This window comes from Streptomyces xanthophaeus (genome assembly GCF_030440515.1).
GTDB lineage: Bacteria > Actinomycetota > Actinomycetes > Streptomycetales > Streptomycetaceae > Streptomyces > Streptomyces kutzneri.
Window position 1 is genome coordinate 6,956,840 of sequence record NZ_CP076543.1, and the last position, 26,433, is coordinate 6,983,272.

Consider the following 26,433-nt stretch of genomic DNA (forward strand, 5'->3'; position numbering starts at 1 on the left):
TGTCTTGCCGATCATGCCGGGCTCGCGGAGCCTGGTGCCGCGCCTCGCCGCGTTGTCCTCGGTCGGCGACGCTCCGCGTCGCCTCCCTCGTCCGCCTTGCGATCCACGGCACCAGGCCCCGCTCCCTGATCCGGCCTGATCGACAAGACACCCCCTAGGCCGTCCCTTCCGGATCTTGCCTGACCCGCGCCCGGCAAGATCCGAAAGAGACGACCCAGGTCTTCAGGACAGGCGGGCCAGCGGGTGTCCGGCCGTCAGGGTCACCACGCGGTCGAAGCGGCCGTCGAGGTCCTCGTCCCCGTGGTGCACGACGAGCAGCGCGCGTCCGGCGGTCCGCTCGCGCAGCAGCCGGAACACCAGCTCCCTGCCGTGGTCGTCGAGGTTCGCGAACGGTTCGTCGGCGAGGTAGACGTCCGCCTCCTCGCACAGGAGCGCGGCGACCCCGACGCGCTGCCGCTGGCCCGAGGACAGCTCCGAGGGCAGCTGGTCGGCGGACACGTCCAGGTCCAGCGCGGCGCGCAGCCGCTCGTCGGGGACGAGGTCGCGCACCGGCAGCGGGGGCAGGTTCACCGGAGCGGTCAGACTCGCCACCCGGGGCGGCAGGGTGACCGACCCGGTGTCGGGGGCGAGCGTCCCGGAGATGATGTGCAGCAGCGTGGTCTTCCCGCAGCCGTTGGGGCCGCGCAGCAGCACGTGCTCGCCGGCGCGCAGCTCGAAGGCGTCGAACGAGACCCCGGCCGCCCCGGCCGCCCCGCTCGCCCCGGCCCCGTCCCCGCCGGCGCCGCCGTACACGACAAGGGCTCCGCGGACCCGTACCAGGGCTCCCTCGTCGTGGTACGGGGCCTCCCGGGCCTCCCGCAGGGACTCGATCCGTTCGAGGACGGCCGTGCTCCGGCGGGCCTGCGGAATCATGTTGACGAGGTCGAACATCCCGGTCACCGCCCGCCACAGCGAGTTGACGAAGGCGAGGAAGCTGCCGAACGACATCCGGCCGGAGAAGACGAAGAAGGCCCCGACGATCATCGAAGCGGTGTCCGACAGGTTCATCACCAGGTCGCTGAGGGTCCGCTGGCGCTGCCCCAGACGGAAGTTGACGAAGGTGATGCCGAGGAAGCCGCGCAGCGCGTCCTGGTTCGCGCGGCGCGTCCCCGGCAGCAGCGACGGCAGACCGCGCAGGGCGGGGAAGGCCTCCAGGGTCCGGGTCAGCGTGTTGACGTACCGGGCCTCCGCCTCGCGTTCGGGACCGGTGTTCTCCTCGATCCGCCGGCCGAGCCGGTTGCTCACGAACACCAGCGGCGGCACGATCACCAGCAGCACGAGGCTGGCCTGCCAGGACAGGTACAGCAGCACTCCGAGGAAGACGACCGAGGCGACCGCCTGCCGTGCGATGCGCAGGGACACGTCGACGGCGGGCAGCACCCCCTGGGACACGTCGTTGTGGATGCGGCTGACGTACGAGGCGTTGCCCGCCCGCGACATCTTCCGGCCGTCCAGGCCGAGGGCGCGGGCCAGCAGCTCCGTCTCCAGCACCAGCGTGAACGCGTTCTCGAACCGCTTGCGCCGGCAGGCGATCCAGTACCCCGTGAGGTTGAGGGTCAGCCCGAGCGCGAGGTAGGCGAGGCCGAGGAAAAGGAAGCGCCGCAGGTCCGCGGTGAGGATCGCCTCGTCGAACAGGGCCTTGAGCAGCAGCGGGTGCACGAGCGCCTCCAGCCCGCTCGTGGCGGCCTCGGCGACGAGGATCACCGCGAAGGGGGCCCGGTGCCCCCGCAGCGTGCGCCAGAGCTGCCTCACCGCCCGACCTCGTCCAGCAGGAAGTCGGCCGGGCCTCCCCGGTTCACCCGGTGGAGGACCCGCAGCAGGCCCGCCGAGCCGGTCAGATAGTCGGTGGAGCAGCGCAGCAGTCCCTCACCGGGCAGAGCCAGCAGGGGCGGCCGCCCCTCGGCGCGGTGCAGCCCGAAACGTTCCGCGGGCTCGAAGAGGAAGACCTTCCGGATGAAGTCGAGCTGGCGCAGCGCCGTGTCGCGGTACGACCGGTCGCCGGTGAACTCGGCCGCGTCCAGCAGCGCGTCGGCGACCCCGGCCATGCCATAGGCGTAGCCGGGCATCACCGAGTACCGGACGTCGAGCCCGCGCAGGACGGTCCGGGCCGCGTCCGTGTCCCCGTAGCGCAGCAGCACCTTCAGCACGCCCGCGGAGCCGACCTCGACGTAGGGCTCCATCGTCCCCTCGTGCTCGAACATGAGCGGGCCGCCGTCGTCGTCGATGGGCTTGGCGTGGGCCATCTCCCAGGCGAGCGCCTCCCGTCCGAGCCGCAGGCAGCGCGCCTCGCCGGTGATCTGGTGCATGCGCAGCAGGAACATCGCGACGCCGGCCTGCCCGAAGCCCAGGCCGGTCAGCGGCTCCTTCGCGGTGAACCCGTTGAGCCAGTGGGCCTGCCCGCCGTCCCTCTGCGCCGTCTCGTACAGCGCCTGCGCGCACTCCTGCGCCGCGGCGAGGTCGCGGGGGTCGTGGCCGCGCAGGAAGAAGCGCAGGTTCGTCATGCCGATGCCGGAGAGGCCGTAGTAGAAGGTGTGGTCGCCCTTCTCCGCCGCCCGCTCGTTGGCCCGGGTCAGCAGCTCCCTGGCCGGCGCTCCGAGCCCGAGGGAGTCGGCCGCCCAGGCGATGCCGGACAGGCCGTTCATGAGACCGTCCGGGTAGCGGTCCGGATCGATGTCCGCCAGCCTGCGGCCCAGCCAGGCACGCCATTCGGGCCGGACCGGGACACCGCTGGCGTGCAGCGCCCACAGGACTCCGCTCGCTCCGAAGCCCAGGCTCAGCGGGTTGGTGACGTGGGCGAAGGGGTCGACGGGGAAGAGCGTGTCGCGGCCGGAGTCGGCGCTCGCTTCGACGAACGCGGCCACCCCGGCCTCCGCCTCCGCCAGGGCGAGCCGTTCCTCGACGACCGGGCGCGACGGCAGGGCCTCGACCGCGTCGAGCAGGCCGGCCTCGTCCTCCAGGGCCTTCAGCAGGCCGGTGAGGTCGATCCGGTCCCCGGCCAGGTCGGTGATCAGCCGGTGCACCCGCTCCGGCCAGCCCAGTCCCTCGGTGATGAAGATCCGGTACAGATCGAGGACGTCCTCGCGCAGGTACGACATGGCGGCGATCGGGAAGATGAAGTACGCCATGGTCGACGCGAGGGCGTACCGGTCGCCCTCCGGCCCGTACGCCTTGAAGCGGTTGCGGGAGAGGCTGAACCCCGGGGTGTAGAGCTCGACCGGCTTCGCCAGGGCGGTGTCACCGCTCTCGGCCAGCCGGCAGGCCTCCAGGTCGACGATGGTCACCTCGTAGGTGTCCGGGTCGATGAGCAGGTTCGCGGCGGTGAAGTCGGTGAGGATCACACCGCGGTCGTGGGCGGCCTGGATGGCGCGGGCCAGCCCGCGGAAGACGGCGAGGAAGATCCGCAGGTACTCCCGGGACCGCTCGATGCCGAACCCCGGCCGCGCCAGCGGGTTGCGCTCCAGCAGCACCGAGCGGATGTCGGAGCTGTCGACGAACTCCTCGGCGATGTAGTGGTGTTCCCAGTGCCGGAACTTCGCGATCGGCGCCGGGTACGGGCCCGCGTCGGCCAGCCGGTTCAGGAACATCCACTCGCGGCCCAGGATGTCCACGGCGTCGTGGTCCTGCCGCGGGTTGATGTTGGTGTGGGGGCGGGCCTCCTTGAGCAGCACCGGCCGGTCGCCGTCCGCGGTGTCCTCGGCCGTGTACACGCCTCCGCTGTTGGAGAACTGGATCGCGCCGGTCACCCGGAAGCGGCCCCCGAGCAGGCCGTCGTCCCCCTCGTCCTCGTCGGCGGGCCGCCAGTCGTCGAACGGCCAGGGCACCCAGGAGGGGTGTGCGTGGCCCGGGCGCCGGTCGTCGGGGACGGGTCCGTCCGGTCCGAGGATCTGCGGCAGCCTGCGGCCGAGCACGTCGACGGTGTGGGTGTCGAGGAACTGGCCGTAGCGGAAGTAGAGGGCCTTGTTGTCCTGGTACCGCAGGTCCGACAGGACGTAGGCACCCTCGACGCCCTTCAGGAGGCGGGCGAGGTCCGCCAGGCACGTGCGGAACTCGGCGTCGTCGCGCGGGTAGACGGTGACGAGCTTGCCGCCGCTGCCCCGGGAGATGGCCTTGGAGTTGAGCATCTCGAAGACGTTGAGATCGAGAGCGATCTTGAAATCGATCTCGCGTTCCGTCAGGTGGGCGATCACCGAAGAGGCGACCTCGCGAACGTGGCGGTGGCCCGACGAGACGTGGATCTTCCAACCCTGCGCCGGCAGGTCCTCGTTGTGCCGGAAGCTCCACCAGATACCGCTGCGTACGAATCGGTCCCTCACCCGCTCGTCGAACGCGGCGAGGAAGTGGTCCGCGCTCGGCTCGTAGAAGACGTCGAGCGGGTCGAAGAACAGTGTGTCGTTCCACGCGAAGAGGAAGCGGTAGACCCAGCGTTCGTTGCGCATGTCAGCCTCTGTGATCGTCCGGGCGGCCGTCGGGAACGGTGGGTCCGTGCGGGGGCGCGCCGAGCCCACGCACGGACCCGGCAGGTCAGTTCGGGTTCTGCGGCTCGCGCGGAGCCTTGCAGCAGTCGCTGCTGCTGCTCGTCAGGCTGATGGTGGCGGCAGCACTGGGCGTGACGCGGGCCTCCATGTTCTGAAGCTTGAGGACGCTCATCCGGATCACCTCCTCGAAGGTCGGGTGCGCGGTTCGCGCTGATGTGGATTCCTGGCCGGCCGATCGGCAGGTCCGACTCAACGCCATCCGTTCCGCCCGCACATGGGCGGTGGCCCCGCATAATCTGCGCCCGCACCCCCCACCGGAATGCCGCCCGGCACGGGGCGGAATGGTGGTGGTCCGCACGCTCTGGCCGGCGGCACCCGGTGTGGTAAAGAAGGGCGATGTCAGAGGCGGTGTCTAGCCTCGGGGGTATGTCTGAGACCTCCACGGGTGCGCCCGAAGACGTGAATGCCCCGCTCGACGATCCGCGGTGGACCGTGCAGTGGGCCGACGGCCCCGTACCGGACCAGCGGCGGCTGCGCCCCCTCGTCGGCCACAGCGGCCCGGTGCGGGCGGTGGCCACGGCGACCGTCGACGGCAGGCCGGTCGCGGTCTCCGGCAGCCGGGACAACACCGTGCGCGTCTGGGACCTCGCGACGGGCGAACAGCTCCACGAACCGGTCACCGGCCGCACCGACCCGGTGTCCTCGATGACGGCCGAGGTGCTCTCCGTGGCCACGGCGGTCGCCGACGGCAGGCCCGTGGCCTTCAGCCTGCACGGCGACGACGCGGTCCTGGTGTGGGACCTGTCCACCGGCCGGGCGGCCGGGGAGTTCGTCGGGCTCGTGGAGAGCGCCGTCCTGGACGGGCGCCGGGTCCTCCTCACCCTCGGGGCCGACGGGACCCTGTACGTGGGGGACCTGCTCACCGGCCGCCGCGTCGCTGCCTTCCCGTCGGCGGCCGGCATCGCGATGCTGGACGGCCGCCGAGTCGTCCTCACCGTCGACGACACCGACGTGGACCGGACGGTGCGCGTGTGGGACCTGGGAACCGGCGGTCAGCTGGCCCGGTCGCTGGAGGTGGTGCGGACCGTCGCCCTCGACGGACGCGTGCTCGCCGTCACCGCCGGGGAGCCGGATCAGGAGGAGCAGCTGCTGTGGGACCTGGCCACCGGCGAGCCGGTGGAGACCCCCTCGGCCGCGGCGGCCCTGTCCGGCGGCGAGGACCGGCCCGGGGTGACGGCCCTGACGGTGGTGCACGGACGTGCCGTCGCCGTCGGACTCGACGGCGAGGAGCCGCGCTTCATCGGTCCCCTGGGCCTCGCCCGCCAGAACGGAGCCCTGGTACGGACCCGGGCGCGGGAGACCGCAGTACTGGACGGACGTACCGTCGCCCTCACCGCCGAAGCGGACGGCACCCTGCGCATCTGGGACCTGGCGGACGACCGGCCGCGCGTGAACGGCATGCGGGTGATCGATGCCGTCGGCGCGAGCGGCACGGCGCCTGCCTTCCCGCCCGGCCCGGAGCAGGAGGCGGACCTCTGGCGCCGGCTCTCCGGCCGTGGGACCGGCCCTTCCGCCGGCGGCGATCCGGTCCTGCTCACCGTGGAGCAGGACGACACGGTGGTGGTACGGGACCGCGCCACCGGAAAGCCCGTGGGCCCGCCGCTGACCGGCCACACCGGCAAGGTCTGGGACGTGGCCACCGCCGTCGTGGACGGGCGGCCCGTGGCCGTCACGGCGAGCGACGACCACACGCTCCGGACCTGGGACCTCACCCACGCCCACGCCGATGCCGACGCCCGCGCCGACGGCGACGGTCCGGCCCGCGCCGGTCGCACCGGCCACACCGGAACGGTCTCGGCGATCACCACGGCCGTTCTCGACGGGAGCCCGGTGGTCGTCACGGCAGCCGCCGACCGCACCCTGCACCTCTGGGACCTGATCACCGGCGAGCCGGTCACGGCGCCCGTGACAGGCCTGGAGGGCGAGGTGACCGCCATGGTCGCGTCGGTGGTGGACGGCCGGCCGGTGGTCGTGACCGCGGGCGCCGGTGACACTCTGCACCTGCTGGATCCGGTGAGCGGGGAACACCTCGGCGAGCCCGTCACCAGCCACCACGGCCGGGTGCTGGCCCTGGCCGGCGCGACCCTGGACGGCCGGCCGGTCGTGGTCACGGCCGGCGCCGACCGCACCGCGGCGATCTGGGACCTCGCCACCCGCCGCCTCGTCGGCGAACCGCTCACCGGCCACACCAGCAGGGTGACCGCCGTCGCGACGGCGGAACTGGCGGGGCGGCCCGTCGCTGTCACCGGAAGCTGGGACAAGACCGTACGGCTGTGGGACCTCACCACCGGCCGGCAGATCGGCGAACCCCTGACCGGCCACACCGACTGGGTGACATCGGTGGCCACCACGCTCGTCGACGGCAGGCCCGTCGCGGTCAGCAGGAGCCGGGACAAGACGGTGCGCCTGTGGGACCTGGCCACGATGCGGGAGACCGGCGAACCCCTGACCGGCCACACGGAGCCGAACGGGCCCATGGTCGTCACCGTCGGGGGCGCCCGCCCGGTGATGGCCATCGGCCAGGGCCAGGCCGTGCGGTTCTGGGACCTCGGCACGGGGCGGGAAGCGGGGACCGAGTACGCGCTGCCGCTCCCGGCGGCCGCGCTCGGGGCCGCGCCGGGCGGACGGCTCGTGGTCGCCTTCGGCCCGGAGGTCACGGTGCTGCGCCCGACGGCAGGTTGACTCAATCGGATCGCACCCCTCCGGTAGGTCGGGAGAATCTCAGCAGCAAGAGGCGGTGATCGGCCGTGCGGGCGGGGGTGAGTGAATTCGCCCCCGGCCTACGGCGGTTCACCGATCCCCCCAGTACCGTGAGAGGCACCACGATGACCACACACCGCGTCAGGCGTTACGCGGCACGCGCGTTGACCATGGCGGTCGCGGCCTGCGCCGTCGCTGCGGCGACCACCCTTCCGGCATCCGCCGCCGACCAGCCGACCAGGCAGCAGCTCATGGCGGACTGCGCCTCGGGCGAAGGCAAGTGCACCTTCAACTCGCCCCAGCTCGGGGAGGCGTACCTGGGTGCGTTCCGCCAGGTGTCGAACTCGCTGTTCAACTGCAGTACGTCGGACGCCACCCAGTCGATGACCTGGGACGACACGGTGGGCTCCACCGACTCGCTGGGCGTCTCCGTCACGGCGGGCGGCAAGATAGCGGGCATCGTCGACCTGAGCGTAACCGCGAGTTACAGCCATAGTTGGTCGAGCAGCCATTCGGAGAGCAGCTCGCTCAACATGACGGTGAAGCCGGGCGAGGTCGGATGGATCTCGCGCGCCCAGGTGATGCAGAAGGTCTCCGGTACCTGGCAGACCCACTACGACAGCCCTAAGTGGAGCCACTACTACTGGTTCTTCCAGGACACGATCACCAGCCCGGCCAAGAACGGCACGGACGGCAAGAGCAACGCGGTGGTGGTCAAGAGCCGCAAGATGACGGCCGCGGAGAAGCGCTCCTGCACTGCTGAGGGCCACCAGGGCCACACATTCGTACAGTCCCGCTGAACGACCCCGGCCCCGCCCCGCTCCCCGGGGCGGGGCCGGGACGGCAAGGGCCGCACCCGGTTCGGGGGCGGCCCTCCGCCGTCCGGTACGAGCCCTGACGACGACAGAGTCCGTCGCTCTGTAGCTGCGGCTGACCTGCGGCGCCCCCGGCCGCCCCCGGCCGCCCCCGCCCTCGGGCTCGCCCAGGCCGTGAACAACCCGGCCCGCGTCCGCGCCCTGGAGGACCGGCTGCGGTCACCGACTCCGCCGCCCCGCTGAGGGGGCTTTTAGCCGACGTTCATGAGGGTGTCAAGTCCCGAGTTTCCGGAACATGACCCGGATGTGGCCCCCGGGGCTTACTTGTGGTGCGGGCCTCACCGGAAACAAAACGAGGCAGACGAAAGAAACGGAATACCTCTTCTTTTGTCGACATCACCGCAGCGTCCCGGAAATCCGGGCACGTCAAATACCCCTCTTGAAACTGTAGGAGAAAGTCATGAACCGCAAGATGCACACCAGCAACGTTGTCCGTCCCACCCGTCGCGGTTTCCGCGTCGCCACTCTGGTCGCCGCGGCCGCTGTGGTCACAGGAGGAGTTGTGCTTCCGGCGTCCATGGCCTCGGCCGCTCCGGTGGCCACCCACGTCGCTACGGCCCTCCCGAACGGTGGGGGCGCCGGAGGTGACGGTGGCAAGGGCGGTACCGGCGGTCTCGTCGGTGGCGCCGGTGGTGCCGGTGGCTCCGGTGGCGGCAGTGTCCTGGGCACCGGCGGCAAGGGCGGTAACGGCGGTACCGGTGGAGACGGCTTCCTGCTCGGCGGCGCCGGCGGCGGTGGCGGCGGTGGCGGCGAAGGCCGCATCGGTGGCGCCGGTGGTAACGGTGGCGACGGCGGCTTCGGCGTCCTCCAGGGCGGCAACGCCGGTGGCGGCGGCGGGGGCGGCGACGGCTTCCTCAAGGGCGGCAAGGGCGGCAACGGCGGCAACGGCGGCTTCAGCTTCTTCAACGGAGGCAACGGCGGCAAGGCCGGAGACGGCGGCCTCGGTGGCCTGATCGGTGGCGCCGGCGGCAACGGCGGCGCCGGTGGCGGCAGCCTCTTCTGACCGCACACCGCAGTACCCGGCTCAACAGGGTGGAGGCCTTCGGGCCTCCACCCCCCACCTCCCACAGCTCCACCCCCTCGTCGGTATGTGCCGAAACGGAGAAACCCCTCATGTTCACGAAGTCCTGGCAGCGTCCGATCATCCTGGTCACGGCCTCTCTGGCCCTCGTCACCGGTACGGCGTGCGCCGCGCAGGCGTCGCAGTCCCACACCCCCACGAACATCAGCGCCTCGGCCCCGGCCGACAAGCCCGAACACTGCGTCGGATTCGGCGCCGGCGGCAAGGGCGGAGAGGGCGGCAAGGGCGGCCGGGGCGGCGAGCCCGGTCAGCCGGGTGAGCCCGGTCAGCCCGGCGGGGTCGGCTGCTTCACGTTCAAGGACCTGCCCGACAAGCCGAAGGCTGATCTGACGGTGGTCGACAAGGTGCGCATCGTGCTCATCGTGCTGGCGGCCGACGACCCGGACGAGACCACGAAGAAGATCGCCGAGAAGTACAAGATCTCGGACGAGCAGATCGACACCTGGAAGAAGTACTACGTCGACGGCGACTGGTTCGCCCTGATGGCGGACGACGTCAGCTCATGAGGCCCCGGCGTCCCGGCCCGCAGCGGGCCGGGACGCCGGCGAAACCTCGGGGAACGAACGGCCGGACATGAATCGGCCCATTCGCCGGGAACGCGGGAAAGCGGTAAATCCGGAAAGCGGAACACCGTAACCGCGTCACGGAAAGCAATTTCCAGGAAAGGGAGAGTTCCATGCGTACGCGATCCACGAAGTTTCGGCTCGGCCTCATCATTTCGGCGACCCTGATCGGCGCGGGTGCGATGGCACCGGTCGCCACGGCGGCCCCGGCGCCGTCCGCCCAGACGGTCTCCGCGTTCGGCAGCGGCGACGCGCGTCCGGGAGGCGGCCGGTTCGACGGCCGCGCGGTGCTCGGCGGAGTCAAGGTGGACAAGGGCAGCGTCCGGGTCGGCGACCGGGTCTGTGCGGGCAACTGCGAAGGATCGGTGAACGGCACCAAGGGCGGCAAGGGCGGGATCTGCGCCGGGCTGTGCAACGGAAGTGCCAACGGCGGCAACGGCACCACTGGCGTGCCGGGCGGCAACGGTACGAACGGCGGCAAGGGCGGAATCTGCGCCGGGACCTGCAACGGCAGCGCCAACGGAGGCAACGGCGGCAACGGCGGGGTCGCGCTGCCCGGCGGTGACGGCGGCAAGGGCGGTAACGGCGGGGACGGCGGCCTCTGCATCGGCTTCGGCTGCGGGACCACCGGTGGCTTCGGCGGTAACGGCGGCGCCGGCGGCAGCGACGACGACTGACCGCCATGGATCGCGGCGCGCACCGTGGCCGGTTCCCTTCGGGGACCGGCCACGGTGCGTTTCCGTGTGCGCGCCCGTCCCGCCCGTGCCGCTCGACGGGGCGGCGCGAGGAGGGGCCGCTCGATAGACTTCCAGGTATGGAAGAGCGGCCTGCCGCGTCCGGCGGCGTCACCCGGCCGGGTGAGGGGGGCGTCCGATGAGCGAGGTGTCCAACCTCAGCGTGTACGCGGGCCGCGCCTCGGGCCTCATCGGCAAGCAGATCGCGGGCTACCGGGTGGAGCGCATGATCGGCCGCGGTGGCATGGCCGTCGTCTACTGCGCGAAGGACCTGCGGCTGGACCGTACGGTCGCACTCAAGCTGATCGCCCCCGAACGCGCCCGCGACGAGACCTTCCGGCGCCGCTTCACACACGAATCGCGGGTGGCCGCGTCGATCGACCACCCGCACATCGTGCCCATCTTCGAAGCCGGTGAGACCGACGGCGTCCTCTACATCGCCATGCGCTACGTCTCCGGCCTGGACCTGCGCGCGCTGCTGGACCGCGAGGGCCCGCTGCCCGTGGCGACCGCCCTGCGCATCGCCGCCCAGGTGGCATCGGCGCTCGACGCGGCCCATGACCACGATCTCGTGCACCGGGACGTCAAGCCCGGCAACATCCTGGTCGCCGCGGGCACCGACAGCGAGCACCCCGAGCACATCTACCTCACGGACTTCGGGCTGACGAAGAAGGCGCTGGCGCTGACCGGGTTCACCACGGACGGAGAGTTCGTCGGCACGCTCGACTACATGGCGCCGGAACAGATCTCCGGCAGGCCGGTGGACGGCAGGTGCGATCTCTACAGCCTGGCGTGCGTCGTCTACGAAACCCTCGCCGGCGGGCCGCCGTTCCAGCGCGAGGAGGACGCGGCGCTGCTGTGGGCGCACCAGTACGACCCCCCGCCCCCACTGACGGAACGGCGGCCGGGAATCGCTCCCGCCGCCGCCGACGTACTGACCAAGGCTCTGTCGAAGCTCCCCGAGGACCGTTACGGGTCCTGCCTCGAATTCGTGGCCGCCCTGCGCGTCGCCACGGGAGGCGGCACCGGCCGTCAGGCCGATCCGCCGGCGCGGGAGGATTCCCGTCCCCCCGGGGTCCCGGGGGACTCCGCGCCCCCGCGGGAGCCCCCGGTCTGGGCCCGGCCGGTCTTCTACGGCCTGCCCGGTGGCGGCCTGTAGGCCGCCTCGCCCGTCACGGGCGTTTCCGCGTTCCTTCGTACATCGTTCCTGCGGCTGTCACAGCCCCATCGAGATGGCCAGGCGGGTCATCTCGGCCGTGGTGCTGATGTTCAGCTTGGCGCGGATGCGGCGCAGGTAGGCGTCGACCGTGTGCTTGGAGAGCCCCATCTGGCGGGCCGTCTGCAGGTAGGTGCAGCCTGCGGCGATGTGTCGCAGTGCCTCCTGCTCGCGCGGGGCGAGGGTGGGGGCGGTGGCTTCGGTCTGCGGGGCGACGAGGGTGAGGCTCATGATTTCCTCCGACGGATCGGCCTGGTCATCACTGCTCACGTCCTCGGAAGCAGGGGACGTATACCGGAATGTCGGTGTTTGTCCCTGATAAAGAGCTTGTCGGCGGGACTTCATAGAGGTGTCCGTCGACTGTCACAGGCGCGTCACAGGGAACATTTCCGTGCATACCGCCCGGCCTCGTGCGCGTCCTCAGTACTCGGCGAGGGACTGCTCGGCCCAGATGGTCTTGCCGATGGCCGCGTGCCGGGTGCCCCAGCGCTGGGCGAGCTGGGCGACCAGCAGCAGGCCCCGCCCGCCCTCGTCGAAGGTCCGGGCCCGCCGCATGTGCGGGGCGGTACTGCTCGCGTCGGACACCTCGCAGATCAGGGTGCTGTTCTTCTCGTGGATCAGCCGCAGCTGGATGGGCGGCTGGCCGTACCTGATCGCGTTGGTCACCAGCTCACTGACCAGGAGCTCGGTGACGAAGGCAGCCTCCTCCAGACCCCAGGCCGTCAGCTGGTCGGTGGTCTGACGGCGGGCCGTGGCGACCACGGAGGGGTCGGACGGCAGGTCCCAGACGACGACCTGGTCGGCGTGCAGGCCCCGGGTCCGGGCGACCAGCAGGGCCACGTCGTCGTCCGGGCGGTGCGTCAGCATGGCCGTCAGTACGCGGTCGCACACCGCGTCCAGCGTGTCCGCGGGCCGGACCAGGGCCGCGAACATGCTGTCCAGCGCCTCGTCGATGTCGTGGTCACGGGCCTGCAGCAGACCGTCGGTGTACAGGGCGAGGATGCTGCCCTCGGGCAGTTCGACCTCCAGCGTCTCGAAGGGCAGGCCGCCCAGGCCCAGCGGGGGACCGGCCGGGACGTCCAGGAGGTACACGGAGCCCTCCGGGGAGACCACGGCGGGCGGCGGGTGGCCGGCCCGGGCGACCGTGCAGCGGCGGATGACCGGGTCGTAGACCACGTAGAGACAGGTGGTCCCGATGCCCCCGGCCGTCTCCCCGCCCGAATCCTGGTCGCCCTCGTCGGCGGACAGGTGGATGACGAGGTCGTCGAGGTGGGTGAGCAGCTCGTCGGGTCCCAGGTCGACATCGGCCAGGGTGCGTACGGCCGTGCGCAGCCGCCCCATGGTGGCGGTGGCCCGGATCCCGTGGCCGACGACGTCCCCCACGACCAGCGCCACCCGGGCGCCCGACAGCGGGATCACGTCGAACCAGTCGCCGCCCACACCGGCCTCGCCGGCCGCGGGCAGGTAGCGGGAGGCGATCTCCAGCGCGGCCTGGTCGGGCAGCGTGTGCGGGAGCAGGCTGCGCTGCAGCGTCATCGTCGTCGTGTGCTCCCGGCCGGACCGGTACGCGTTGCGGATCCCGGCCGCCGCCCGGGCCGTGAGCTCCCCGGCCACCCGCAGGTCCTCCGGCTGGAAGGGCTCCTGGCGCCGATGGCGGGAGAAGACGGCCACACCGAGCGTGCCCCCGCCGGCCCGCATCGGCACCACCATGATCGAGTGGGCACCGTACTCCCCGATCCAGGCGGCCCCCGGGTCCTGGGCCGCCCACCGGGCGAGGTCGGGGTCCGCGGCCCCGTACACGGCGCCGTGGCCCGCGACCAGCGCTGCGACGGGCGGCGACAGCGGCGGATAGCTGGTCGTGTCCCCGACGGCAACGCCGGACTCGGGGGTTCCGTCGAGGACCGACCGCGCTGCGGCGCGGCACACGGTGACCGGCCCGTCAGCCTGGACCGAGGACGGCTCGTCGCCACGCGGAAGCGGTTCCAGCAGGTCGACGACCGCGAAGTCGGCGAACCGGGGGACGGCGGCATCGGCCAGCTCGTGCGCGGTGCGGACACTGTCCAGCGTGGTCCCGATCGGCGCGGTGTCGACCTCGTCCGTCAGGAGCATCTGGTGCTGGACGCTCTCCGCCCCGCTCCGGTCGTGCGCGGCCAGACATACGGCGCGCACCCGGCCGTCCGGGTCCCGCAACGGCGCCAGCGAGGTGGCCCAGCCGTGCTCCGCGGCGGCGCCCGTCGGGTGGACGAAGGCCTCCATGTACTGCGGCTCACCGGAGTCGAACGCCAGGCGCATCCGGCGCTCGGTCTCGTCGCTCACGGGATCGGGCGCGATCTCCGGCAGCCGTAGACCCCGCATCTGGGCCTCCGTGAGGGAGAGCGTGCGTTCCATTCCGGCGTTCGCCCGCACCAGGCGCAGGTCCGCGTCGAAGACCGCCAGAAAGCAGGGGGACTGGGTGAACGCCCATTCCTTCATCGGCTCGTCCCACGGAGAGCGGTGCGCGGCGCCCACGGCGGACACCACGAACCACTTGACGGTCCCGCCGCTGGACGTCCAGCGGTGCGCGAGCAGGGCCACCTCCATGCGGTGACCGTCCCGGTGGCGCAGCGCCACCGTGCCGCTCCACCGCTCCTGCTCGGACGGCACCCGCCGCGCCGCGTCACTGAGGACATCGGCGAGCCGGTGGGCTGCGGGCAGTCCCACGACCTCGGACGGCACATAGCCGAGCAGCCGGGTCGCGCCCTCGCTCCACTCGGTGACGATGCCCTGCTCGTTGATCGTCGCCGAGGCCGTGTAGGCCGACTCGAGGGAGGCGCCCGTCTCCTCGGGCAGCTCACCAGGAGAGGTGGGAACTTGCTCCATCGCCACTCATCTCGCCCTCGCTCGTTCCGCTGCCGCCGTCCCACGGGGACGTGCTAGGCCAGGCGCTCCTCTGACCAGAATGATCCAGCCCGGCAAGGAGCACCAACGCAGTACCGTCACGCGGGGCACTCAGCCACCCGGGTGCGCGAGGACGAGGGCGAGCGCCGCGTCGTCCGCCCGCCAGACCATCGCGCGGCGCCGTCCGCCGAGGAGGGGCGGCCGGATGCCGAGGATCGGGATGCCGCGCGGAGCGGCGCCGAAGACCGAGCTCCGGTCGGCCTTGACCGCGGCCTCCTTCAGCGCCCAGGCCCCGGTCATGGCGTCGGGCCGCTCCCTGCCGACGAGGGAGAGCTCCTCGGGCGACAGGAAATGGTCCGCGACCCGGCGTACGGCGTCGGCCGAGTCCCTCTCGCACAGGTCCACCCCGACCGGTACCGGCGCGAGCGCCGCGGCGACGTGCCCGGCGGTGTGGCTGATGGAGACGTACAGGGCGTGTGCCGGGGTGCCGCCGACGACGACACGGGGGCTGCCGTCGTCCCGCGGGAGGATCTCCACGCCCTCCGCCGGGGCGGAGACCACCTCGCCCAGCAGCCGCTTGGCGAGCAGCCGGCCGGCCGTCCACTCGGCCTGCCGCCAGGCCCGCATCCCGCGGACCAGGCGCCGCTCGGCCGGTGAGAGCGGCGGCACCTGCCGGAGCTCGCCGGCCCGGGCCACGATCAGGCGGGCTCCGCCCCATCGGTGGACCCGGCCCGGCGCGATCGGCCGGAAGCCGGCGTCCACGGCGGCGGCGGTCACGAGACCGGCGCCGGGTCGAGGAGCAGCAGCTCGCGCGCCAGCGCGGCCACCGCTTGGCGGATCTGGCCGGGCGTGTGGTCGTACGTGATGAAGAACCGCAGCCGGGCCTGCTCCTCCGGTACGGCCGGATGGAGGATGGGGTTGACGCTGATGCCCTGCTGGAACAGGGCCTCCGCGAGCTGCAGGGTCTTCAGCGAGTCCCCGACGATGCACGGCACGACCGGCGTGTCGTGGCTGTCCCCGGTGTCGATGCCCGCCTCGCGCGCGAGGTGGACGAAGAGCGCCGCGTTCTCCGAGAGCCGCGCCACCCGCTGCGGCTCGGCACGCAGCATGCGCAGGGCGGTCAGCGAGGCCGCCGTGTCGGCCGGGGTCATCCCGGCGCTGTAGACGAAGCCCGGCACGGTGTAGCGCAGGTACTCCACGACCGGCCGGCTCCCCGCGACGTAGCCGCCGCAGCTCGCCAGCGCCTTCGACAGCGTGCCCGACCACAGGTCGACGGCCGAGCGGTCGATGCCGTAGTACTCGCCGATGCCACGGCCCGTCCGGCCGATCGTCCCGATGCTGTGCGCCTCGTCGATCATCAGCAGTGCGCCGTGCCGGCGCTTGACGTCGACGAGGGCGGGCAGGTCGGCGATGTCCCCGTCCATGCTGTAGACGCCTTCGACGACGACGAGCACCCGCCGGTACTGGTCACGGACCTGCGTCAGCAGGGCGTCGAGCGCGGCGGCGTCGTTGTGGGGGAAGGGCCGCCGGGTCGCGCCGGAGAGCCTGCACCCCTGCAGGATGCTGTCGTGCGCGAGGGAGTCGTTGACGATGAGGTCCCCCGGTCCGACGAGGTGGCCGATCACGGTGACGTTGGTGGCATGGCCGTTGGCCAGGGTGATCGCCGCTTCGCACCCGAGCAGGTCGGCGATCTCGCTCTCGAGTTCCAGGTGGAGCGGTCGGCTGCCGGAGAGCAGCCGGCTGGCGGAGACCGAGGTGCCGCAGCGCTCTATCGCCTCGTGGGCCGCCTCGTTCACCTGCGGGTGGGTCGCCATGCCCAGGTAGTTGTAACTGGAGAAGGAGAGGAGTTCCCGGCCGTCGACGACGGTCGTGTCCGTCAGCGCGCCCTCGTGGACGAGGAAGTACGGATTGGCCAGCCCCAGCCCGGAGAGTGTGGCGATGCGCTCGGAGTGGGCGGTGACCTCCGGGAAGCACTCGATCCGCGTGTGCTGCTCGGGCGGCGGGGAGGCGGCGGCCGGGTCCGTGGCCGTCGGCGGGCCGGAGGCCAGGGGGGCGGGCGGGTCGGCGGGCGGCGGTGCCGCGGCTTCCGCAGCTCCGGAGCGCTGCTCGGGCACGGGGGCCGCTGCGGCGTCGCCGCAGCCGCTCGCGATCATCGCGGCGATCCCTCCGACGGTCGGCCGGTCGGTGGCCGTGTCGTCGCGGGTCCACTGCGGCCACTGCCGCTTGAGGGAGGTGAACAGGTCGGTCAGCATCAGCGAGTCGAACCCGAGGTCGTCGATCAGCAGCTGGTCATCGCGCAGATGGGCGACGGGGAACGCGCTGACCCGGGCCACGTGCGCGAGCACGGACTCCGCAACCGTGGTGATGTCCCCGGTCGGCGACGGCTCCTCGTCGGACGGCTCGGCCGGCTCGGCGGGCGCAGCCGGCTCGGCGGGCGCAGCGGGGGCGTCCGGGGGCACCGGGGTGGTTTCGGCCGTCGCCGGGGCGGCGGCCTCCGCGGCCCGGTTCCGCTCGGGGAGGGTCTCGGCGAGACGGGCCAGCAGCGCCGCCTCCGTGGCCGGGTTCGGGCCGGGGAGGGTTTCGGCGAGGCGGGCGAGCAGCGCCGTCTGCTGCTGGACCAGCCGGAGCAGTTCGTCCATCGGGTGGAGCGGCGAGTCGTTCATCGTGATCTCCTCGGGGGATACGGGCCGGGACCGGGGCCGGCGGGAGGGGGCGGAGCTGCCCGTCGTCCCCACACGCCGGCGGGGCACCCAGTAGGACTGCGTGGCGAGCTTCGCCACCGGCAGGTCGAGCAGCCTGCGGTCCTCCTGGGGAACCAGGGCGCGCGGGTCGACCGGGGCGCCCAGGACCGCGAGCCGGGCGAGGGCCCGGACGAAGCCCCGGCCACCGTCCGGCGCCGCCCCGGAGACCGGGACGACATGGACGTCGCCGTGGTCGGTGAGGTTGCGGCGGACCGAGGTCAGGAGCGAGTTGCCGCCGGTCACCTGGAGGAAGACACGGGCCCCCTGGTCGTAGGCGGTGCGCACGGCATCGGCGAACCGGACCGGCGCGGACGCGTGCCGGCCCCACAGCTCGCGCAGCAGCCCGGGATCGCCGCAGACGGCCGCGTTCACGGACGAGACGAACGGCAGGACGGGGCTGCTGACCGGGCGGTCGGCGAGGTCCGCGCGCATCTTCTCGTCGGCGGCGGCGAGCCGCGGCGAGTGGAAGGCGTTCGACACGTCGAGCGCCACCGTCACGACCCCCGCCTCGGCGCAGGCCTGCCGCATGGCGTCGAGCCCTTGCGGCGTACCGCTGACCACGACCTGCCGCGGCTGGTTGAAGCAGGCGAGCCACACGTCGTCGATGCCGGTCACCAGGCGGCGGCAGGTCTCCTTGTCGGTCTGTACGGCGAGCATCCCGCCGCGCAGGCCGCTCTCGGCCTCCCGGAGGGTCGCGCCCCGGTGCACCAGCAGCCGTACGGCGTCCTCGTCGGTGAGCGCGCCGGCCGCCGCGGCCGCGGCGAACTCACCGACGCTGTGGCCGAGGACCAGATCGGGCGCGATGCCGAAGCCGGCGAGGAGCCGGGTGGCGGCGATCTGTACGGTTCCGAGCAGCGGCTGGCACACCTCGGTGGAGGCGAGTCTGTGCCCGCGCTCCTCCGCGTCGTCCCCGGTGGTCGCCGCCCCGCCGTACAGCAGGTCACCGATGTCGAAGCCGGTGGCCTCGCGGGCGGCGGCGCCCAGGCCGTCGACGGCCGCCCGGAAGCCGGGGAACCGCTCGTAGAGGTCCCGCATCATGCCGGGCCGCTGGCTGCCCTGACCGGGGAAGAGGAAGGCGAGGCGGCGCCGCTCGGCCGGCAGCGGGGCGTCGGCGGCGAAGGCGTCGTCCCCGAGGTCGCCCCGCTCGCCCTCGACGAGCTGCTCGCGGGCGTGGCGCAGCCGCCGTACGAAGGCCTCCGTGTCGTCGGCCACGATCGCGAGCCGGGCCGTCAGCGGCCGGCGGGAGCCCAGGGTGTGGGCCACGGCTGCCAGCGGGGCGGGGTCCGCCGTGTCGAGTGCGTCGAGAACGTCGCCGATGTGCCGGTCCAGGAGCTCGGCACTGCCGGCCGAGAGCAGGACGAGCTGAGGGCCGCCGTCCCGGGCGTCCCCGCTGTCCAGGGCGTCCCCGGTCTCCCCGGTGTTCCCGACGCGTTCCGGGAGCCGGCCGGCAGCAGGGGCGGGGGCAGGGGCGGGGGCAGAGGCGGGGGCGGGCCGCTCCTCCAGCACCACGTGGACGTTCGTCCCGCCGAAGCCGAACGAGCTGACGGCGGCCCGGACCGGCGTGCCGGACTCCGGAAAGGGCCGTGAGGTGTCGGCGAGACGCAGGCCCGCGGCGCCGATGCCGAGCCCCGGGTGCGGGGCGGTCTTCGGCTGCGGAACGATCGTCCGGTGGTGGACGACCAGGGCCGTCTTGATCAGTCCGGCGATGCCCGCGGCGGACAGCGAGTGCCCGATGAGGGCCTTGCACGCGCCGACGTAGCACAGCGAGGGGTCGTCGTCGGGGTACTCGGTACGCAGCCGGCGCAGCGCCTCGACCTCGGCGCGGTCGCCCGTGGCGGTACCGGTCCCGTGGGCCTCCAGGAAGCCGACCGAGGACGGGGCGACCCCCGCGTCGTCGTAGGCCCGGCGCATGGCGCGCAGCTGGCCTTCGGGGGCGGGCGCCAGTGGCCCGGGGGACGCGCCGTCGTTGGCCGAGCCGACGCCCTTGATCACCGCGTAGACCCGGTCGCCCGCGGCGAGCGCGTCGGCGAGCGGCCGTACGACGACGGCGCCGGCGCCCTCACCGAGGACGAAACCGTCGGCTCCCTCGTCGAAGGGGCGGCACACCCCGGTGGCGGACAGCGCCCGGAGCGTCGAGAAGCCGATCAGGCTGTCGGGGGTGAGGTTGAGGTACACGCCACCCACGACGGCGATCCGGCAGCTGCCCTGGCGCAGTTGGGCCATGGCCTGGTCCAGGGCGACGAGCGAGCCGGAGCAGGCGGCGTCGACGGTGAAGCTGGGCCCGCCGAGGTCGAAGTGCCGGCTGACGGTGCCGGGGGCCATGTTGAGCAGGCTCCCCGGCAGGCTGAAGGCCTGCACGGTGCCGAGCGATCCCGCGTGGTCCTTGACGGCGTCGAGGACGCCGCCGGCGTCCGCCGCGGCCTGACCCGCGTCCTCGGCCAGGGCGATGGCCCGGATGGGCGCCGACATGAGGTCCTTGTAGTCGGACACCGACATGCCGCAGAAGACCCCGGTGTTCTCCCGGTCGAAGTCGCCCCGGCCCAGCCCCGCGTCGTCGAGGGCCTCGCGGGTGACGTCCAGCAGCAGCCGGTGCTGCGGGTCCATGGCCCGGGCGCGCGCGGGCGGCACGCCGTAGTGGAAGGCGTCGAAGCGGTCCACGTCGTCCAGGAAGGCGACCTGGTCGGTGTACGCGGCATGGGGGGCCGACGGATTGCCGGGTTCGTGGAAGGTCTCATGGTTCCAGCGCTCCTTCGGCACGGCGGAGAACTGCCGTTCCCCGCTCAGCAGGAGCTTCCAGTAGGCGCTGATGTCGGGAGCGCCGGGGAAGCGGCAGCCGAGTCCGGTGATGGCGATGTCAGTCATGGGAGTTCTTCCTTGTCGTGAAGGGGGGAGTACGGGGAGGGGACGGGTACGGGCCGGTGGTCAGTGGGGCGCCCGGGCCGGGGACCGCGGGGCGGGCCGGGCCGCGGGACACCTGCGGACGGGAGCCGGGGGCGGACGGGAGGCCGGGAGCGGCTCCTTGGGCCGGATGGGACGCGGCGCCCACCAGTTCAGGCCTCCGGCCAGCCGCATGAGCGCCGGTACGAGGACCCCCCGTACGAGCGTGGCGTCGAGGAGGACGCCGAGGCCCGCGCCGATCCCGAAGAACTGCAGCAGGGACACCTGCGAGGTACCGAAGCTCAGGAGGGTGAAGGCGAGCAGCGCGCCGGCGGTGGTGACGATGCCGCCCGTGCGGGCCATGCCCGTGACGATCGAGCGGGCGTTGTCCTGCCCGGCTTCATGGGCCTCCTTGATGCGCGCGAGGACGAACACCTCGTAGTCCACCGAGAGTCCGAAGACGATGCAGAACAGCAGGACCGGCATGGTCGTGCTGAGGGGCCCCGGCGTGAAGCCGAGCAGCTGGTGCAGATGACCCGACTGGAAGACCCAGACCATGGCGCCGAGGACGGCCGCGAGACTCAGCGCGTTCAGCGCGATGGCCTTCAGCGGCAGCAGCAGACTGCGCGTGAAGCCCAGCAGCAGCGCGAAGGTGGTGACGGAGATCAGCGCGAGCGCCAGCGGGATCCGGTCGCCCACGGTGGCCTTGGCGTCGACCAGGACCGCGCTCGGTCCGCCGACCAGGACCTCGGTGCCCGCGGGGGCGGGGACGGCGCGGATGTCGCGGACGAGCTGCTGGGCGGCGTGCGACTGGGGGTCGACCAGCGGCACCACATTGAGCTGGACCGGGCCGTCGGCAGCGGGCCGGGCGGTGGCTGCGGCCGAGCCGGAGACCGCTGCCCGCGCCCCGTACCGGAAGCCGCCGTCGGGTCCCACGACCTGGGCGACCTGCGGGAACGCGGACAGGCGGCGGGCGTACTCCACCCGCTCCGACGGGGAGGCGTCGCCCGTGGTGACGACCGTCAGCGCGCTGGAGCCCTTCATGTCGAACCGGTCGCGCACCAGGTCGCCGGCCTGCCGGCTGGATGCACCGGGCGGCAGCGCCCGGTCGTCGGGGGTGGCGAAATCGGCGTGCGCGAAGGGCGCGGCGAGCAGCACCAGCAAGCCGATCACCGGCAGCGCCGCGATCACCGGGCGGCGTACGACGATCCGCGCCAGCCCCTCCCAGAATCCGGACCGGGAGCCGGAGCGGACCTTGCGGCGCCACGGCACGGCCCAGGCGTTCACCCGCTTCCCGAGCAGCGCGAGCAGGGCGGGCAGTACGGTCACGGCGCTCACCGCCGCGATCGCCACCACGGCGATGCCCGCGTAGGCGAAGGAGCGCAGGAAGTACGGCGGGAACACCAGCAGGGTGGCCAGCGCGGCGGAGACCGTCGCGGCACTGAAGGCGATCGTGTGGCCGGCGGTGCGCACGGTCCGTACGGCGGCGGTACTCGGGAGGAATCCGGCGGCGAGCTCCTCCCGGAACCGCGAGACGACCAGCAGTCCGTAGTCGATGCCCAGCCCCAGGCCGAGCGCCGTGGTGAGGTTCAGCGCGAACACGGACACGTCGGTGACACTGCCGAGAACGCTCAGGACCAGCAGCGTCCCGGCGATGGCGAGGACCCCGATCAGCAGGGGCAGGGCCGCGGCGACCACACTGCCGAACACCAGGACCAGCAGGATCAGGGTGCCCGGCAGGACGACGGACTCGGCCCGCTTCAGGTCGGACTCCGAGATGTCCTGGAGCTCGGCGTCGACGAGGGCGCTCCCTCCGACGTGCACCGTCAGGGCTTTCCCGGCCCCGGCCGGGGTGGCCAGCTCCGCGCGCAGCCGCTCGGCCCGCGCCGCGAGCTCTTCCCCTTCGCCGTCCACGTGCGCGACGAGCATCGCCGCGTGGCCGTCGCGGCTGCGCAGCTCCGCCGCGCCGCCGGTCCAGTACGAGGTCACGGCGCTCACGTGGGGCTGCGCGGCGAGCTTTCCGGTCAGCTCCCCGCCCGCGCCGCGGGCGGGCGGGTCGTCCACGGAACCGCTGCCGCTCTCCGCCACGAGGACCAGGTTCGGGGAGGCGCCCAGGCGCTCGGCGGCCAGGTGCGCGGCGCGGCTGGACTCGGACCGGGGATCGTCGTATCCCTGCGTCTTCAGCCGTCCGGTCGCATCCATGCCGAAAAGGACGGACAGGACGAGGAAGACGAGCGCGCCGACGAGGACGAGTCGGGGGTGACGGGTCACGAAAGCCCCTGCGCGGCGGAACATGGATGCCTCCGGTACGGACGGCGATTCGCTCCTGCTCTCGCGCAGGAAGGTCGATATCCACCGTGCCCGGAGGCGGGACGAGGCCGTAGTCCCGGCCATTCGTACCTTGACAGGGGCGGAGGGGACGGATTCCCGGGGGCGTCGACACGCAGCGTGACATTGCGTGCCGGCGGGTCACTCGATGTGGTGGGTCCGCGGTGGGAGTGGCGGTGCCGGGGTGCGTCCGGTGCGTCCGCCGCCGACTATGGGCGGCGTACCACCACCACTGCCGTTGTCAGGAGCTCACCATGCTGGAGCGCAAACTGCGCAAGGACCGCACCGAGGTCACCTTCATCCTGCCCGTCGACACCCCGCCGGGACCGGTCAGCGTGGTGGGCGACTTCAACGACTGGCAGCCCGGTGTCCACACCCTGGCCCGCCGGAAGGACGGCAAGCGCGCGGTGACCGTCGAGCTGCCCAGCAAGAGCACCCATTCCTTCCGGTACCTGGCGGCCGGGGACTACTGGTTCAACGACGAGAGCGCCGGGGACCAGGACGGCCCCAACAGCCGTCTGCACACCTGACGGCCGGAACTCCTCGCGGACCGGAGCGCGCCCCGGCCATGGGCCGGGGCGCGTTTGTGCGGCACCGGCCGGTTAAAGTAAGGTTAGGCTAATCTAATCGATCAACAGTACATATTTGAGGGCGAGTTGGTCGCCCCTCACTCCTGCATGCCCGTTTTGTCTATCGACAGCGCGGCAGAGGATCAGCTTAGCTTTGCCTAAGTTTCGGTCGCGGCTGCGTCGGCGTGCCGACCCGTCCGGGTGGTGGATCGAAGGGATGACGTAGAGCGACATGGGCACCCTTGCAGTGGAACGCCCCGTGCCCAGGGGTGTGACGGAAGCCCGGCGGCGGCGGGTCGTGGGCTCGGTCGCCCTGGTGCTGGTCCTCGTGGCCGCCGTGGTGGTGTCCTTGGCCGTCGGCGCGCGTGCGCTGACCCCCGCCGAGGTGTGGCGCGGGTTATCGGCGGCACCGGACCCCGACCAGCGGCTCACCGAGATACGGCTCATCGTGCGGACCGTACGGGTGCCGCGCACGGTGCTCGCGGTCGTGGCGGGCGTGGCCCTGGGGGTCGGCGGCGCGCTGATCCAGGGGTACACGCGCAACCCGATCGCGGACACCGGTCTGCTGGGCGTGAACTCCGGAGCCTCCTTCGCCGTGGTGCTGGTGATCGCCCTGTTCGGGTTCGCCGACCCGTTCCAGTACGTCTGGTTCGCGTTCCTGGGCGCAGCGGTCGCCGGCGTCGTCGTCTTCGGACTGGCGAGCATCGGCCGGGGGGCCGGTAATCCGCTGACCCTCGCGCTGGCCGGACAAGGGGTCACGGTGTTCCTCGCCGCGATGACCACGGCGGTCGCGCTGTCCGACAAGGCCTCGCTCAACGCCCTGCGGTTCTGGAACGCGGGCTCCGTGGCCGGTGTCGGGTTCGACGTCATCCGGCCGGTGATCGCGTTCGTCGCCGCCGGGCTGGTGCTCGCGCTGATCACGCTGCCCGCCCTCAACCTGCTCAACCTCGGTGACGACGTCGCGCGTGGGCTGGGGGTGAACATCGTGCTGAGCCGGACCCTCGGCATCGCCGCCGTCACCCTGCTCGCGGGAGCCGCCACGGCGGCGTGCGGTCCCATCGCCTTCCTCGGCCTGATGGTGGCCCACGTGGCCCGGTACCTGACCGGGCCCGACTACCGCTGGCTGGTGCCGTACGCGGGCCTGCTCGGCGCCATCGTCCTGCTGGTCTGCGACATTGCGGGGCGCCTGCTGGTGCGGCCGGGGGAGCTGGACGCGGGGGTCGTGGTGGCCCTCCTCGGAGCCCCGTTCTTCGCGGCCCTGGTGTGGCGCGGAAAGTTCAAGAGCGCATGACCGGGACCGGGGTGAAGACATCGGCATCGGTGACGCCGGGCGTACGGCTCGGCCCCGTCTCGTTCGTATGGCGGCCCTGGGTCGTGTGCGTCACGCTGCTGCTGGCGGGGGCGGCCTTCCTCGTGTTCTGCGTGTCCCTCGGTGTGGGGGACTTCCCCATCGGCCTGTCGCGGGTGATGGCCACGGTCGTGGGCGGGGGCGAGCAGGTCGACAAGTTCGTGATCATGGACCTGCGGATGCCGCGCGCCCTGGCCGGGCTCGTCGTGGGAGTCGCGCTCGGGGTGTCCGGGGCGATCACCCAGTCGATCGCGCGCAATCCGCTGGCCAGCCCGGACATCCTGGGGATCACCGGGGGCGCCGGCGCGGTCGCGGTGTTCCTGGTGACGGTGTCGGGTGGGACCGCCGCGGCGGTCGTCGACTCGGTGGGCCTGTCCGGGGCGGCGCTCGCCGGCGGCCTCGGCACGGGGCTCCTCGTGTACTTCCTGGCGTGGCGGCGCGGGATCGACGGCTTCCGTCTCATCCTCATCGGCATCTCGGTGAGCGCCGTGATGGAGGCGGTCACGACCTGGCTGCTGGTCACGGCCGACATCAGGGACGTGGCCCGGGCCCAGGCCTGGCTGGTGGGCTCGCTGGACAACCGGTCGTGGGACGACGTGGGCGTGGCGCTGTGGTGCACCCTCGCCCTGACGGCCGTCGTGACGGTGGTCGCCTTCCAGTTCAAGCCGCTGCACCTCGGTGACGACGTCGCCGCGGGCCTGGGTGTCCGGTACACGAGGGTGCGGGCGGTGCTGCTGCTGTGCGCGGTGCTGCTGGCCGGCGTGGCGGTGAGCGCGGCCGGCCCGGTCCCGTTCGTCGCGCTGGTGGCGCCCCAGGTGGCGATGCGGCTGGCGAAGTGCCCGACACCGCCGATGGCGGCCTCCGGGCTGGTCGGAGCCCTGCTGCTGATCGGCGCCGACCTGGTGGCCCGTACGGCACTGCCGCTCACCCTCCCGGTCGGCGTGGTGACCGCCGTGATCGGCGGTCCCTTCCTCATTCACCTGCTGGTGCGGGCCAACCTCCGCTAGCCGACGTCCCCGCAGACCCGCAGACATCAGACCCTCGGACCCTTCAGACATGCCTACTTCAGGGGGAGTTGTGGCCGTATCACAGATCACCGGGATCGAGTCCGGCGGGGCCGAGGTCGCACGGCTGGCGGCCAGAGGGGTCACCGTCGGGTACGGCGGCCGGGTCGTCATCGACGACCTGCACGTGTCGATCCCGCCGCGGGTGATCACCACGATCATCGGCTCCAACGGGTGCGGGAAGTCGACCCTGTTGCGGACCTTGTCCCGGCTGCTCAAACCGACCAGCGGATCGGTCGTGCTGGACGGCGAGGACATCGGCCGGCTCAGGACCCGGGACGTGGCCAAGAAGCTCGGCCTGCTGCCGCAGGCTCCGGTGGCGCCGGAGGGGCTCACGGTGGCCGACCTCGTGGCCAGGGGCCGCCATCCGCACCAGAGCTGGCTGCGGCAGTGGTCCTCCGACGATGCCGACGTCGTGGCGAGGGCCCTCGCCATGACCGGGGTGTCCGACCTGGCGGACCGCCCGGTCGACGCCCTGTCCGGCGGGCAGCGGCAGCGGGTCTGGATCTCGATGACGCTGGCTCAGGGCACCGACCTGCTGCTCCTGGACGAGCCGACCACCTATCTGGACCTGGCGCACGCGATCGACGTGCTCGACCTCGTGGACGACCTGCACGAGTCGGGATGCACCGTGGTCCTGGTGCTGCACGACCTCAATCTGGCCACCCGCTACAGCGACAACCTCATCGTGATGAAGGCCGGTTCGATCCTCGCGCAGGGGCACCCCCGTGACGTGATCACCGCCGAGCTGTTGTACGAGGCGTTCGGGCTGCGCGCCAAGGTGATCGACGACCCGGTGGGGGACAGGCCGCTCATCGTGCCCATCGGCCGCGCCCACGTGAACGCCCCTTAGATCAAACAAAGTTACGTCGCAAGTAAGGCTAGG

The 26,433-nt window shown here is 72.5% G+C and carries 18 protein-coding genes; 10 read left to right on the forward strand and 8 right to left on the reverse strand.

Annotated elements, in window-relative coordinates:
• Window positions 1-222 precede the first annotated feature (222 nt).
• The 3 genes from KO717_RS31195 to KO717_RS31205 all read right to left on the reverse strand — a co-directional run bounded on the left by KO717_RS31195 (window position 223) and on the right by KO717_RS31205 (window position 4,686).
• Complete coding sequence (locus tag KO717_RS31195; RefSeq protein WP_301372789.1) at window positions 223-1,791, reverse strand: ATP-binding cassette domain-containing protein; 1,569 nt, start codon at window positions 1,789-1,791, stop codon at window positions 223-225.
• A complete protein-coding gene (lanKC, locus tag KO717_RS31200; RefSeq protein WP_301372791.1) occupies window positions 1,788-4,475 on the reverse strand; it encodes a class III lanthionine synthetase LanKC in 2,688 nt (895 codons plus the stop codon). Before lanKC ends, KO717_RS31195 begins: the two co-directional genes overlap by 4 nt.
• An 85-nt stretch (window positions 4,476-4,560) precedes the next feature.
• Window positions 4,561-4,686, reverse strand: a complete 126-nt coding sequence (locus KO717_RS31205) for a class III lanthipeptide (RefSeq protein ID WP_199810350.1) — start codon at window positions 4,684-4,686, stop codon at window positions 4,561-4,563.
• A gap of 254 nt (window positions 4,687-4,940) precedes the next feature.
• Between KO717_RS31205 and KO717_RS31210 the strand changes: the two genes are divergently transcribed.
• The 6 genes from KO717_RS31210 to KO717_RS31235 all read left to right on the forward strand — a co-directional run bounded on the left by KO717_RS31210 (window position 4,941) and on the right by KO717_RS31235 (window position 11,686).
• Window positions 4,941-7,256, forward strand: a complete 2,316-nt coding sequence (locus KO717_RS31210) for a WD40 repeat domain-containing protein (protein ID WP_301372792.1) — start codon at window positions 4,941-4,943, stop codon at window positions 7,254-7,256.
• A 143-nt stretch (window positions 7,257-7,399) separates the two neighbouring features.
• Entirely contained in the window at window positions 7,400-8,074 is a 675-nt protein-coding gene (locus KO717_RS31215) for a hypothetical protein (protein ID WP_301372793.1), read from the forward strand.
• A gap of 475 nt (window positions 8,075-8,549) precedes the next feature.
• Complete coding sequence (locus KO717_RS31220) at window positions 8,550-9,152, forward strand: hypothetical protein (RefSeq protein WP_301372794.1); 603 nt, start codon at window positions 8,550-8,552, stop codon at window positions 9,150-9,152.
• A gap of 110 nt (window positions 9,153-9,262) precedes the next feature.
• Complete coding sequence (locus tag KO717_RS31225; protein WP_301372795.1) at window positions 9,263-9,736, forward strand: hypothetical protein; 474 nt, start codon at window positions 9,263-9,265, stop codon at window positions 9,734-9,736.
• A gap of 170 nt (window positions 9,737-9,906) precedes the next feature.
• Window positions 9,907-10,470 carry a hypothetical protein gene (locus KO717_RS31230; RefSeq protein WP_301372796.1) on the forward strand — a complete coding sequence of 188 codons (564 nt, stop codon included), beginning with the start codon at window positions 9,907-9,909 and terminating at the stop codon, window positions 10,468-10,470.
• Between the two features lie 196 nt (window positions 10,471-10,666).
• A complete protein-coding gene (locus KO717_RS31235; protein ID WP_301372797.1) occupies window positions 10,667-11,686 on the forward strand; it encodes a serine/threonine-protein kinase in 1,020 nt (339 codons plus the stop codon).
• 57 nt (window positions 11,687-11,743) lie between these two features.
• On the opposite strand, the gene KO717_RS31240 is transcribed toward KO717_RS31235, so the two are convergent.
• From KO717_RS31240 to KO717_RS31260, 5 genes are all read right to left on the reverse strand, one after another.
• Window positions 11,744-11,974: a response regulator transcription factor gene (locus KO717_RS31240; protein ID WP_030010891.1), complete on the reverse strand. Its 231-nt coding sequence runs from the start codon at window positions 11,972-11,974 to the stop codon at window positions 11,744-11,746.
• A 189-nt stretch (window positions 11,975-12,163) separates the two neighbouring features.
• Window positions 12,164-14,602 carry a SpoIIE family protein phosphatase gene (locus KO717_RS31245; RefSeq protein WP_301372798.1) on the reverse strand — a complete coding sequence of 813 codons (2,439 nt, stop codon included), beginning with the start codon at window positions 14,600-14,602 and terminating at the stop codon, window positions 12,164-12,166.
• 129 nt (window positions 14,603-14,731) lie between these two features.
• A complete protein-coding gene (locus KO717_RS31250) occupies window positions 14,732-15,397 on the reverse strand; it encodes a 4'-phosphopantetheinyl transferase family protein (protein WP_301372799.1) in 666 nt (221 codons plus the stop codon).
• Entirely contained in the window at window positions 15,394-20,223 is a 4,830-nt protein-coding gene (locus tag KO717_RS31255; RefSeq protein ID WP_301372800.1) for a type I polyketide synthase, read from the reverse strand. The genes KO717_RS31250 and KO717_RS31255 overlap by 4 nt, the downstream gene beginning before the upstream one ends.
• Window positions 20,224-20,283: 60 nt before the next feature.
• Window positions 20,284-22,509, reverse strand: a complete 2,226-nt coding sequence (locus KO717_RS31260) for an MMPL family transporter (RefSeq protein ID WP_301372801.1) — start codon at window positions 22,507-22,509, stop codon at window positions 20,284-20,286.
• Window positions 22,510-22,820: 311 nt separating this feature from the next.
• On the opposite strand from KO717_RS31260, the gene KO717_RS31265 reads away from it, so the two are divergent.
• From KO717_RS31265 to KO717_RS31280, 4 genes are all read left to right on the forward strand, one after another.
• Window positions 22,821-23,096 (forward strand): isoamylase early set domain-containing protein, encoded by a 276-nt coding sequence (locus KO717_RS31265; RefSeq protein WP_030384091.1) that lies wholly within the window; start codon window positions 22,821-22,823, stop codon window positions 23,094-23,096.
• A gap of 271 nt (window positions 23,097-23,367) precedes the next feature.
• Entirely contained in the window at window positions 23,368-24,426 is a 1,059-nt protein-coding gene (locus KO717_RS31270) for a FecCD family ABC transporter permease (protein WP_301372802.1), read from the forward strand.
• Window positions 24,423-25,490 (forward strand): FecCD family ABC transporter permease, encoded by a 1,068-nt coding sequence (locus KO717_RS31275; RefSeq protein ID WP_301372803.1) that lies wholly within the window; start codon window positions 24,423-24,425, stop codon window positions 25,488-25,490. Before KO717_RS31270 ends, KO717_RS31275 begins: the two co-directional genes overlap by 4 nt.
• 49 nt (window positions 25,491-25,539) lie before the next feature.
• On the forward strand, window positions 25,540-26,400 hold the full coding sequence (locus tag KO717_RS31280) for an ABC transporter ATP-binding protein (RefSeq protein WP_437184601.1): 861 nt from the start codon (window positions 25,540-25,542) through the stop codon (window positions 26,398-26,400).
• The last annotated feature ends 33 nt before the right edge of the window (window positions 26,401-26,433 follow it).

Bases quoted from the DNA above. Each gene is read 5' to 3' on its own strand.
- lanKC (WP_301372791.1), bottom strand. From the start codon at position 4,475: ATGCGCAACGAACGCTGGGTCTACCGCTTCCTCTTCGCGTGGAACGAC.
- KO717_RS31205 (WP_199810350.1), bottom strand. From the start codon at position 4,686: ATGAGCGTCCTCAAGCTTCAGAACATGGAGGCCCGCGTCACGCCCAGT.
- KO717_RS31210 (WP_301372792.1), top strand. From the start codon at position 4,941: ATGTCTGAGACCTCCACGGGTGCGCCCGAAGACGTGAATGCCCCGCTC.
- KO717_RS31215 (WP_301372793.1), top strand. From the start codon at position 7,400: ATGACCACACACCGCGTCAGGCGTTACGCGGCACGCGCGTTGACCATG.
- KO717_RS31220 (WP_301372794.1), top strand. From the start codon at position 8,550: ATGAACCGCAAGATGCACACCAGCAACGTTGTCCGTCCCACCCGTCGC.
- KO717_RS31225 (WP_301372795.1), top strand. From the start codon at position 9,263: ATGTTCACGAAGTCCTGGCAGCGTCCGATCATCCTGGTCACGGCCTCT.
- KO717_RS31230 (WP_301372796.1), top strand. From the start codon at position 9,907: ATGCGTACGCGATCCACGAAGTTTCGGCTCGGCCTCATCATTTCGGCG.
- KO717_RS31235 (WP_301372797.1), top strand. From the start codon at position 10,667: ATGAGCGAGGTGTCCAACCTCAGCGTGTACGCGGGCCGCGCCTCGGGC.
- KO717_RS31240 (WP_030010891.1), bottom strand. From the start codon at position 11,974: ATGAGCCTCACCCTCGTCGCCCCGCAGACCGAAGCCACCGCCCCCACC.
- KO717_RS31245 (WP_301372798.1), bottom strand. From the start codon at position 14,602: ATGGAGCAAGTTCCCACCTCTCCTGGTGAGCTGCCCGAGGAGACGGGC.
- KO717_RS31255 (WP_301372800.1), bottom strand. From the start codon at position 20,223: ATGACTGACATCGCCATCACCGGACTCGGCTGCCGCTTCCCCGGCGCT.
- KO717_RS31265 (WP_030384091.1), top strand. From the start codon at position 22,821: ATGCTGGAGCGCAAACTGCGCAAGGACCGCACCGAGGTCACCTTCATC.
- KO717_RS31270 (WP_301372802.1), top strand. From the start codon at position 23,368: ATGGGCACCCTTGCAGTGGAACGCCCCGTGCCCAGGGGTGTGACGGAA.
- KO717_RS31275 (WP_301372803.1), top strand. From the start codon at position 24,423: ATGACCGGGACCGGGGTGAAGACATCGGCATCGGTGACGCCGGGCGTA.
- KO717_RS31280 (WP_437184601.1), top strand. From the start codon at position 25,540: ATGCCTACTTCAGGGGGAGTTGTGGCCGTATCACAGATCACCGGGATC.